This is a genomic window from Candidatus Hydrogenedentota bacterium (assembly GCA_035450225.1).
Taxonomy (GTDB): domain Bacteria; phylum Hydrogenedentota; class Hydrogenedentia; order Hydrogenedentales; family SLHB01; genus DSVR01.
Genome location: DAOTMJ010000014.1, coordinates 94,582 through 105,921 on the forward strand (window position 1 = coordinate 94,582; position 11,340 = coordinate 105,921).

Here is an 11,340-nt window from a genome sequence, read left to right on the forward strand (position 1 = left end):
TCCGCACGGATACTTACCGCCTCAATCGTACCATGCTTCCCGGTGCATGTCCAATATGATCCGCCAAATAGTCCGCGATGATTTCCGCCTTTCGGCGAATGCCGGCGGGGGTCATGTGGCAAATGTCCGTGAAGTAATTCGCGCCGCCCTTGAGGTTCTCGGCCACGGGCACATACCGCGACCCCGTTTCCGCGCAGAAAACGCGCAAGCGTTCATTATACAGCTCCGTCAGACGGACGTAATTTTTCAGGGACACATAGCGTCCCTGCCAATCCTTGCGCAAAACGCTTTCGAAAAAGCGCCGCTCTTCCCGCGTCAAATTCGGATAATCCGGAAACGCGAAACTGCAAAACAGCGTTTCGATTCCGCGGCGGGCAAACGCATCCCGCATTCGCCGCATATTGCGGAAGGTCAGCAGTCCGTACTGCTCCTCGATGCGCTGGGATGACGGCAACAACCGGTCGTTGGCGTGAAGGTTGATGAACATCGAACGCCGCAATATCCGTTGCCATTTCGATGCCTGCTCTTCCCAAAGGGGAAAGAAATTGTGGCAGAGATCGTTTACGAAGTTGTAATGGACGGCGAGGTCCGGTTCGAGACGGATATAGTCGGGCGTTCTGCGGCATTCCCCCAGCGAACCGATTCCCCCAACGCCGCAGTTGATTACCTCGATGGCGTTCGTGTGAAACCGCGCGCGCAACGCCCGTTCCACCAGATTCGGATAAGTCGTTTCGATGCTGCCGCCTTCCAAGGTCGTCGAACCCCCGATGCAAACAATCCGAAAGACGTCCGCCGGCTTGGGAAGCGTCACATCGTCGTCGCGAAAGCCCACGTTGTTCGTAAACCGCACTCCGCCCGCGGTAAGATTTTTTCGGTATTCCTGCCATGGAACCTTCCAGACGGGATCTTCGTCCGGGAATTTCGACCGCGCCGTGCGCTCCGCCAGCGGCATGTGGGTGATGTCGCGAAAAACACAGACCGCGCGCTCATGCCCGCGATCTCCCAAGGGATACAGCGATGCCTCGACGGCGCGCGGGGTTGTGCCCTGCAAAGGGATCAGGGCAATGACGGCGGCGGGGCGCGCATCGCGGATTACGCTTTCGAGAACCGGAAGCACGGGGGTATTGGGCTCGACCAGCAATTCATTCAGCGCCTTGTCCCGCACGTCGCGAAGATCGAAACCGAGGGCCGGCATGGTATCCTCGCGGCCATAGGTGGACTCCGCGCGTCCGTCGGGCCGGTATACGGCGATTGTTTCCTCGCGCAATTGCGCGTAGAGAATGCGATCGTCTTCGTTCATCGCGGCAAAACGCGTTCCCGGATGGTCCTCCGCTTCGGGCAGGACCGGACTGGCCGGCAGAGCGCCGGTATTGGCATCGGGCGGTGTTTCGACGGCGCCGGGCGGCGGGTTCCAATTCGGATGCGCCGGCGTCCGCAGGGCGGCGCGTTCGATGATTCGGTATTCCCATCGGGCCAAGAGTTCAAGCCCCAAGGCTGCCGCGATTGCCCATAATAGGATGACGGTTATTCCGAAAACCGCTTTGCCGAAACGCTTCATTTCGCCCGGTATACGTGCGTGCTGCTGCCGAAGATGATTTCGGCCGATTCCATGATGGTCTCGCCGAGCGTCGGATGCGGATGTATCGTCAAATGGATGTCGCTGGCGAGCGCGCCCATTTCAATGGCGAGCGCGCCTTCCGAGATGAGTTCGCCCGCGCCTGTACCCGCGATGCCGACGCCGAGCACGACGTCCGTTTCCGGATCGGCGACAATCTTCGTAAGCCCCGATCCAAGGTTCAGCGTGGTGGCGCGTCCCGAAGCGGCCCACGGAAACTTCGCGACCTTGACCTTGCGCCCTTGCCGGGCCGCTTCCGTTTCCATCAGGCCGCACCATGCCACTTCCGGGTCGGTGAACACCACTGCCGGAATTGCGCGCGGCGCGAAGGCCACCTTGTGGCCCGCGATGGCTTGCGCGGCGACGCGGCCCTCGTGCGAGGCCTTGTGCGCCAGCATCGGACCGCCCACAATGTCGCCCACGGCGAAAATGGCCGGATCCGCGGTCCGCCGCTGCGGATCCACCACCACGAAACCCCGCTCGTCCACCTCCACCTGCGTGCCGCGCAGATTGAGTCCGCTCGAATTCGGCTTGCGCCCGATGCAGATCAGGACCTTGTCGAAAGCGCGTGTCGTTTCGGCGATTCCCTCGCCTTCCAATTCGACTTCAATTCCCGCTTCCGTTTCCTTCATTCGGGCCACCTTGGCATTCAAAAGAATTTCGTGCATGAGAAGGGCCATGCGTTCCGCCAGCGGCTGCACCAAATCCGGATCCGCGCCCGGCAGAAGACTGCCGGACATTTCGACCACCGTCACCTCGGCGCCCATGGCCGCATACACCGAACCCAGTTCCAACCCGATGTATCCTCCGCCCACGACAAGCAATGTCTTCGGCATGTCGCGAATCTGAAGCGCGGTGGTCGAATTCATCACGCGGGGCGAGTCGAGCAACAGTTTTTCGAGAATGGCCGGACGCGATCCCGCCGCCAGAATGGCGTAATCGTAGCGCAGTTCCGTCTCTGCGCCGCTGTCGGTGTAGATTTTCAGCGTGTTCGAGTCCAGGAAACTCGCGCGTCCCTGAATGAACTCGATGTGCCGCGCCCTGCACAGTTGTCCGAGGCCGGAGGTCAGTTTGCCGACTATTGCTTCCACGCTGCCGCGCATCTTGTCGAAGTCTATTGTCGGCGGGCCGAAATGGATGCCGTAATGCTCCGCGTCCCGCGCATCGCCGATGACTTTCGCGCAGTGCAGCAGCGCTTTCGACGGAATGCAGCCGCGGTAAAGGCACGTTCCGCCCGGATGCTCGTCCAGGTCAATCAACGCAACCCGCAACCCGAGATCGGCCGCCATGAACGCCGCCGCGTATCCGCCCGGTCCGCCCCCGATGACCGCCACCTGCGTGTGTTTTCCATCTTTATCCACGGCTCATGACCTCCCGAAAAAGCACACTTCCGTTGTTTGTCGCTTCACCCTTTTCAGCCTGCGAAAAATGTTGGCGCAAGAAGTGTGGGACAGACTGTCCAGTCTGTCCATCTGTCCACTTTCTCCACTTTTTCTCCTCGGCATTCTACTCTTCCAACATCAAGGCAAGCGGTTGCTCGATGGCTTCGGCCACCCATCGCAGAAAACGCGCCGCGTCCGCGCCGTCAATCACGCGGTGATCATAGGACAAGGCCAGCGGCAGCATGGTGCGCGGCGCAAAGGCGCCGTTCACAAAAACCGGTTCAACCCGCGTCCGCGACATCCCCAAAATGGCCACTTCGGGCGCGTTGATAATCGGCGTGAAATTTGTACCGCCGATCCCGCCGAGATTCGTTACCGTAAACGTGCCACCCGCCATTTCGTCGAGCGACAGCCTGCGCGCCCGCGCCTTTTCCGCCAGCACCGGGATTTCGACCGACAATTCCAACAACGACTTGCGATCCGCGTCGCGCACGACGGGCACGAGCAGGCCGTTTTCGGTATCCACCGCGACGCCGATGTTGACGTATTTCTTCAGCACGATTTCCTGGTTTTCCATGTCCACGCCGGCATTGAAACGCGGAAACCTGCGAAGGGCGGCGCCCAGAATCTTCACGATGATGGCCGTGACCGTCAGTTTGCCGCCTCTTGCCTCCGCCTGGCGCGCATAACGCCGGCGAAACGATTCGACGGACGTGATATCCGCATGATCGAAGTGTGTCACATGGGGAATGTTCCGCCAGGCATTGGTCATGTGCAGCGCCGTTTTGCGGCGGATTGCGTTCATGGGCTGCCGTTCGACAATTCCCCACCGGTCATGGTCCGTGCCAGGGGCCGGTTGCTCCTCGAGCGCCGGTGTTGCATCGGGCGCCGGCCCGGCGGCGCGCTGCTGAGCAAAGGCGCGCACATCCTCGGCCGTAATGCGTCCGTGCGCCCCGGATCCGGCGACCTCCTCGATGGACACACCCAGTTCGCCGGCCAAACGCCGGACCGATGGAGCGGCCAGTACCGTGCCCGTCGGCCGGTGGGGCGGTTCCAAGGCGACCGATACCGGAGACGCTACGGGCGGTGGTGAAGCCGTTCGAGGGGAAATGGATGCGGTTGTTGCCGATTTTATCGGACCGGGCGGTTGGGGCGCGGATCCTGATGCGGCCGGTTCGATAACCAACACGACTTCTCCCACCGCCACCGTCTTGCCCACCTGCACGCGAATTTCAAGGACTTTCCCCGCGACGGAAGACGGAATTTCAAGCACCGCCTTGTCGGTTTCGACTTCAATCACGGGTTGATCGATCGCCACGGCATCGCCGACGGCGACCATGATCTTCGAAACCGTGCCCGACGCGATGTTCTCGCCCAATACCGGCAATTTGAATTCAACCGACATATCGGCCTCCTTTTGAAGTCCACGCTCCGGTACAATCATACCATCGGGAAGGCGTTGCCGTCACCGGAAATGCTCCTTTACATTGTCATCGGGTTCCCCTTTTCCGCGTCAATCTTCAAGTCGCGCACGGCCTTTACGGCCACGTCTTTTTCGATATCTCCGCGTTGCGCCAATGCCGTCAAGGCGGCCAGCGCGATGAAGCGCGCGTCCACTTCGAAGAATTCGCGCAACGCCGCGCGCGATTCGCTGCGTCCGAAACCGTCCGTGCCGAGCGTGACGAACGGACGCGGCATCCACTTGGCCACGCTGTCCGGCAGGATCTTCATGTAATCCGTCGCGGCGACGCACACGCCGGGGTCGCCGTCGAAGCAGGATGTCGCGTACGGCACGCGGGGCGTTTCGTCCGGATGCAACAGGTTCCAGCGTTCGCATTCCAGCGCATCTTGCCGAAGCGCCTTGTAACTGGTGGCGCTCCAGACGTCCACCGAAACGCCGTACTGTTCCTCCAGAATAACCTGCGCCTTGAGCGCCTCGTTCAGTATCGTCCCGCTGCCGATCACGTGTGCGCGGCGTTTGCCTTTCTTGGACGAATCACCGGGAAGGGAGGACGCCCTGAACTTGTACAACCCCCTGAGAATGCCCTCGCGGACGCCTTCCGGCATCGCCGGCATGGGATAGTTTTCATTCATGATCGTAATGTAATAAAACACATTTTCCCGCATTTGATACATGCGCCGGATGCCGTCCTGCACGATGACGGCCAATTCGTACGCCCATGCGGGATCATACGCGAGGAGGTTGGGCGGCGGCATCGCGAGCACATGGCTCTGTCCGTCCTGGTGCTGCAAGCCTTCGCCCGCGAGCGTTGTCCGGCCCGATGTCGCGCCGAGCAGGAACCCGCGGCAGCGCATGTCCGATGCGGCCCACACAAGGTCGCCGATCCGCTGCATGCCGAACATCGAATAAAAGGTGAAGAAGGGTATCGTGTTGATGCCATGCGTGGCGTAGGCCGTGCCCGCCGCGATGAACGACGACATCGAACCCGCTTCCGTAATGCCTTCCTCGAGGATCTGCCCGTCGCGCGCTTCCCGGTAATACAGCAGGTTGTCCGCGTCCACCGGTTCGTAGAGTTGGCCGGCATGGGCATAAATGCCCGCCTGCCGGAACAGCGCCTCCATGCCGAACGTCCGCGCCTCGTCGGGCACAATCGGCACGATCAGCCTGCCGAGTTCGGGATGATGCAGCAGTTTCGACAACATGCGGACAAATGCCATCGTCGTCGAAACCGGCCGCCCGCTCGTTCCCTGGAAAAACTCGTCGAAAAAGTCGTCTCCGGGCGAGGGCAGGGGTTCGCCTGATCGCCGGCGGCTGGGCAGGTATCCCCCCAATGCCGCGCGCCGTTCGCGCAGATACCGCATTTCGGGGCTGTCCTCCGGCGGACGGAAAAACGGCGCGAAGGCAACCGCTTCGTCATCTATCGGAATGTTGAAACGCGTCCGGAAATCGCGCAATTCGTCCTCGTTCAGTTTTTTCTGCTGATGCGTGATGTTGCGGCCTTCGCCGGCCTCGCCCAACCCGTAGCCCTTGACGGTTTTCGCGAGGATGACCGTTGGCGATCCGCGATGATTCACCGCCGCATGATAGGCCGCATACACCTTGCGGGGATCGTGTCCGCCGCGCGCCAAGCGGCGCAACTGCTCGTCCGAATAGTCTGCGACCAGTTCCAGCAGGCGGGGATCGGTCCCGAAGAAATGTTCGCGGATATACGCGCCGCTCTCGACGCTGTATTTCTGGAACTGGCCATCCACGGTTTCTTCCAGTCGCTTGAGGAGCAGCCCCTCGCGGTCTCGGGCAAATATGGGATCCCAGTCGCTGCTCCAGATTACTTTGATGACGTTCCACCCCGCGCCGCGAAAAACCGATTCAAGTTCCTGGATGATCTTGCCGTTTCCGCGAACCGGGCCGTCGAGCCGTTGCAAATTGCAGTTGACGACGAATATCAGGTTATCCAGATTTTCACGGGAAGCCAGCGTGATTGCGCCGAGCGACTCCGGCTCGTCTGTCTCTCCGTCGCCCAGAAAGGCCCAGACCTTGCCGCCCGTGTCCGCTTTCAGGCCGCGATCCTCAAGATATCGGTTGAACCGCGCCTGATAGATCGCCATGATCGGCCCCAATCCCATCGAAACGGTTGGAAATTCCCAGAAATCCGGCATGAGCCATGGGTGCGGATACGACGACAGCCCGCCGCCCGGTTTCAACTCGCGCCGGAAGTTCGACAATTGTTCAAGGCTCAACCGGCCTTCAAGGAATGCACGCGCATAGATGCCCGGAGCGGCATGACCCTGAAAATAAATCTGATCGCCGCCCTGCGACCCGTCCTTGCCGCGAAAAAAATGATTGAAGCCGACTTCATAGAGCGTCGCCGCCGAGGCAAAGGACGAGATATGGCCGCCTATGCCGTTTTCCTCGCGGTTCGCCCGGACGACCATCGCCATCGCGTTCCAGCGGATCAGGTTCTTGATGCGCCGTTCAAGCGCGCGATCGCCCGGAACAGGAGGTTCTTCGGAAGGCGGAATCGTGTTTATATAGGGCGAAGCGGCGGGATTAGGGACCGTGTTGTCATAAGACAACGATTCCCGTGCATGGGCCGCCAACCTTTGCAGGAGTGCCCGGGCGCGGGCGGCGCCCTGCTGTTCGGCGACGGCATCGAACGATTCGATCCACTCCCGCATTTCCCGATCCAAACTCGCTTGATCGCCATTCCAATCGTTCATTCGACACCTCCCGTCCGCGGAATTCTCCTTTTCCGAAAAGGCTAACATACCCGACGCGGAACCAAATTCCGTGTTTCATTTCATGGACCTGCGTCGAGTATACTGGGATTTCGTGTGCAGATGGAGTTTTCAACCTGGGAGGATTGCAGCATGTCAAAGGAGCGGGAAATGAATCGCCGCGGCTTTTTCCGCCGGGCCGGACAAGGCGCCGCATTGGCGGGCATGGGGTTGATGGTCGCGGAAGCGGCGGAGGCTTCGTCCAAACGAAAGATTGTCCCGGCGGACCCGCATGCGCCGAAGACCGGGCGTCTGCTCAAGGACGACGAGATCATCGGCATCGGCATGATCGGCGTGGGCGGCATGGGCGGCAGCCATGTCGAGGAACTCTGTTCCATGGAAAAGGCCGGGGCCAAAATCCAGATCCGCGCGGTATGCGACGTGTACAAGCGCCGCCAGACTTATCGCCAGAAATGGATCAAGAGCAATGTCGGGCGCGACGTGGACGCATACACCGATTACCGGAAACTGCTGGAGCGCGACGATATCCACGCCGTGGTCATCGCGACGCCCGATCACTGGCACGCGCTCAACTCGATTCATGCCATGGAAGCCGGCAAGGACGTGTATTGCCAGAAACCCGTCACGCTGACCACCGAGGAATCCATCGCCGTCCGCGACAAGGTGCTTGAAACGGGGCGCATCTTCCAGTGCGGCGCGCAAGGATCGTCCGACGACTGGTGGTGGCAGGCCCGCGCCTTCATCAAGAAGGGCGGCATCGGCAAGGTGGTGTGGGCGCAGGCGGATTACAGCCGCAATTCGGCCGGCGGACCCGACGATCGCGGCGGCGAATGGAACTGGCACATCGACCCCGACGCGACCGACAAACCCGGCGCCGGCGAGGCATACATTGACTGGCAGCAATGGCTGGGCCCCGCGCCGAAACGCCCCTTTTCCAAGCCCCGCTTTTTCCAGTTCCGAAAATTCTGGGACTATTCCGGCGGCATCGCGACCGACTTGCTCTACCACGTCCTCGCGCCGATGACCATCGCCCTCGACGCGAAAGCGCCCGAACGCGCCACGGCCGCCGGCGGCATCTTCGTTCAACACGACGACCGCGAAGTCCCCGACACGTTCATGATGACGCTCGATTATCCCGACGATTACACGGTGGTGCTGACTTCCTCCATGGCCAACCGGCAGGCCAACCCGACCATTATCCGCGGGCACAAGGCCACGATCCGGCCGGACGGCGAAGGCATGAAAGTCACCGCCGAAGACGAGTTCAAGGAATGGTTCAAGAAGGAATTCGGTCAGGAAGAAATCATCGTGCCGCGCCAGCCGCGTCCCGGCCACATGGAAGTATGGCTGCAGGCCATCCGCACGCGCGGCGAAGTGCATCTCGACGCCGAAACGTCGTACCGCGCCATGGCCGGCATCAAGATGGGCGTCGAGGCCTACCGGCAGGACAAGACCATCTACTGGGACTGGCAGAAAGAACGCTACGTCAACAAGCACCCGCGCCCGAATCGAAATTCAAAGTATCCGGCGGAAAAAGCCTGATCGAATATCATTCACGTGTCGTGGCCCGATTTTGGGCCACGATGCGGGCATTTCGCCGAATACCGGCATATTTCGCGCGGCGCAGGGGCGTTCCGGCCGTCAACCGATCGAAAGCGGCTTCGTCCATCGAAAGCCAGTCTTCGAGGTCTGAATTGGCCAATCCGGGACGGGGCAGAAAATCCCGTTCCGTGGTTTCGGGCGTGCGGCGGTTCCACGGACAGACTTCCTGGCAAATGTCGCATCCGAAAATCCTTTCGCCCATCCGTTTCTGAATATCGTCCGGTATCGCTCCGCGATTCTCGATGGTGTGGTAGGAGATGCAGCGGCGGGCGTCCACCACGCCCGGCGCCACGATCGCGCCCGTCGGGCATGCCCCGATGCAGCGCGTGCACGCCCCGCACCGGTTCGGGACGGGCTGGTCGGGCGCCAATTCGACCGCCGTGACAATCACGCCCAAGAAAAACCACGAACCCAAATCCTCGCGCAAAACCATGCCGTTCTTGCCGATCCAGCCGATTCCCGCACGCGCCGCATAGGCCCTTTCCAACACCGGCCCGCTGTCAAGGCAAATATAGGGAGGGGGAAGCGCGGCGGAACCCATCGTCCGGATTGTTTCGGCCAGCGCCCGCAACGGTTTCAGAAGAACGCGGTGGTAGTCGCGGCTCCAAGCATAACGCGCGATGAGGGCTTGGGCATGGGGCGGGGCGATTGCTTGGGCGTTGCGCGGCCGTTTGTTGTAATAGTTTCGTGCAACGACCACGACGGAACGCGCCTCCGGCATTTTCAGGCGCACATCCGCGCGAAGGTCCGCCGTTCGCGCCAGCCAATCCATGCCGGCATGATATCCATGCGCGATCCAGTCCCGCAGGCGTCCTTCGGGATCCACATTTCCGGCTTCGGCAATGCCGCACGCATCGAAACCCAGTTCCGCCGCCCGCGCCTTTATGCGCGTCGCCGCCATGTCCGCCTCGTTGCGCACGGTGGCCCCTCCCGCCTATTTCAAGCGTACGCGTTGGCCGTACTGCGCGATCATGCGCGCGTTCCATTCGTCGCCGCCGGGCAAATTGGCCGTCTTGAACACCGGCGGTTTCCTGCCGGCTTCGGCAAAGCGCCGCGCCACGCCATACACAATCTGTTCCACGATTGCGATGCCCGCCAGGCTCGACGTCGCCGCCACATGCAGATCCGCGACCGCCAAGGCCGCATCGCCCGCATTGCCGCAATTGTCAATGACGATGTCGCACACCTCGAACAGTTTCTTGTTCAACCCCGCGCCATACGATGCCGCCCGCGATTGGTTCAGCGAGGTGATGGCGATGGTGACCAGTCCCTTTTCCTTGGCGCACAAGGCCATTTCGACCGGCACGGCGTTCTTGCCGCTGTTGGACACAATCGTGATCACGTCGCCCGGCCGTGTGTCTTCCTTGTCGAGCACGATGCGGGCCAATCCCGGAAGCCGTTCGAGTTTCGTGCTCGTCACCGGCCCCTCGTGCTGCATCAACGCCGGAAACAGAATCGCGTTGACGGGGATCAGGCCGCCCGCGCGGTAATAGGCTTCCTCGCCGATAAAATGCGAATGGCCCGTCCCGAACAAATGCCAGACCCCGCCGGCCATGAGGCTTTGCGCGACCGCATCCGACGCCTGCCCGATGGCACCGGCCTGCGTCGCTTCAACCTGTTCGAGAATGCGGCGCGCCGCATCGAAAAACTCAAGCATTCAGATTTATCCTCCCGTGGTTCGACAACCAGTATAACACGGCCTGTCCCCTCCACCCATTCCTGCTCGTGCTATTCCGAAAATACATCCGGCCGCCACGCTGTTCGTGCTTGTAATCGTGCTCGTAATCGTAATTGAAACAAGGAATTATGACATCTTCAATTGCTTGCGCGATTATTCAAGAGAACTCATTTTCATTCCCCGCGGGGGAGATCCGAGGTCTCATGACAACTCGTTGTCGCTTGCTTGAAGGGGGTGCGGAGAAACTCCTTTTCCCCGCGAAGAAGTTTCCTTGAGAGTACCGTGTTCTTGCCTGTATTCACCTGCCCTAAACGCGCATGGGGAATCTTTCGGGCGCGAAACGTAGGACAGACTGTCCAGTCTATCTTTTCCAAAGCCACGACATGTCCGTGGGCGAACAGGCTGGACAGCCTGTCCAGGGAGTTTATACATTTTCAGATTGGTCGAATGAGACGGTGTTCGACACGAAGTCCCGGAGGGACGCCTTGAAAATAGCCCAGGACGCCAGTCCTGGGATCTCGCGGCGGTGTCGGGGAAGTCCCGTAGGGACGCCTTGAGAATAGCCCAGGACGCCAGTCCTGGGATCTCGCGGCGTTGTCGGGGAAGACCCGTAGGGACGCCTTGAAAATAGCCCAGGACGCCAGTCCTGGGATCTCGCGGCGTTGTCGGGGAAGACCCGTAGGGACGCCTTGAAAATAGCCCAGGACGCCAGTCCTGGGATCTCGCGGCGGTGTCGGGGAAGTCCCGTAGGGACGCCTTGAGAATAGCCCAGGACGCCAGTCCTGGGATCTCGCGGCGTTGTCGGGGAAGACCCGTAGGGACGCCTTGAAAATAGCCCAGGACGCCAGTCCTGGGATCTCGCGGCG

7 protein-coding genes are annotated in these 11,340 nt (G+C 61.0%); 1 reads left to right on the forward strand and 6 read right to left on the reverse strand.

The features are described from left to right. Nucleotides 1-13: 13 nt before the first annotated feature. From P5540_10045 to aceE, 4 genes are all read right to left on the reverse strand, one after another. Nucleotides 14-1,558, reverse strand: a complete 1,545-nt coding sequence (locus P5540_10045; GenBank protein HRT65156.1) for an SGNH/GDSL hydrolase family protein — start codon at nucleotides 1,556-1,558, stop codon at nucleotides 14-16. Next, nucleotides 1,555-2,976, reverse strand: a complete 1,422-nt coding sequence (lpdA, locus tag P5540_10050; GenBank protein ID HRT65157.1) for a dihydrolipoyl dehydrogenase — start codon at nucleotides 2,974-2,976, stop codon at nucleotides 1,555-1,557. The genes P5540_10045 and lpdA overlap by 4 nt, the downstream gene beginning before the upstream one ends. A gap of 145 nt (nucleotides 2,977-3,121) precedes the next feature. After that, nucleotides 3,122-4,402 carry a 2-oxo acid dehydrogenase subunit E2 gene (locus P5540_10055; GenBank protein ID HRT65158.1) on the reverse strand — a complete coding sequence of 427 codons (1,281 nt, stop codon included), beginning with the start codon at nucleotides 4,400-4,402 and terminating at the stop codon, nucleotides 3,122-3,124. A 77-nt stretch (nucleotides 4,403-4,479) separates the two neighbouring features. After that, nucleotides 4,480-7,176 (reverse strand): pyruvate dehydrogenase (acetyl-transferring), homodimeric type, encoded by a 2,697-nt coding sequence (aceE, locus tag P5540_10060; GenBank protein HRT65159.1) that lies wholly within the window; start codon nucleotides 7,174-7,176, stop codon nucleotides 4,480-4,482. Between the two features lie 168 nt (nucleotides 7,177-7,344). Here aceE and P5540_10065 point away from each other — a divergent pair, with 168 nt between their 5' ends. Further along, complete coding sequence (locus tag P5540_10065; protein ID HRT65160.1) at nucleotides 7,345-8,736, forward strand: Gfo/Idh/MocA family oxidoreductase; 1,392 nt, start codon at nucleotides 7,345-7,347, stop codon at nucleotides 8,734-8,736. Between the two features lie 7 nt (nucleotides 8,737-8,743). Here the strand turns inward: P5540_10065 and queG are convergent, their stop codons facing one another. Next, nucleotides 8,744-9,715 (reverse strand): tRNA epoxyqueuosine(34) reductase QueG, encoded by a 972-nt coding sequence (gene queG / locus P5540_10070; protein ID HRT65161.1) that lies wholly within the window; start codon nucleotides 9,713-9,715, stop codon nucleotides 8,744-8,746. A gap of 15 nt (nucleotides 9,716-9,730) precedes the next feature. Then, a complete protein-coding gene (locus P5540_10075) occupies nucleotides 9,731-10,453 on the reverse strand; it encodes an SIS domain-containing protein (protein ID HRT65162.1) in 723 nt (240 codons plus the stop codon). Nucleotides 10,454-11,340 lie beyond the last annotated feature (887 nt).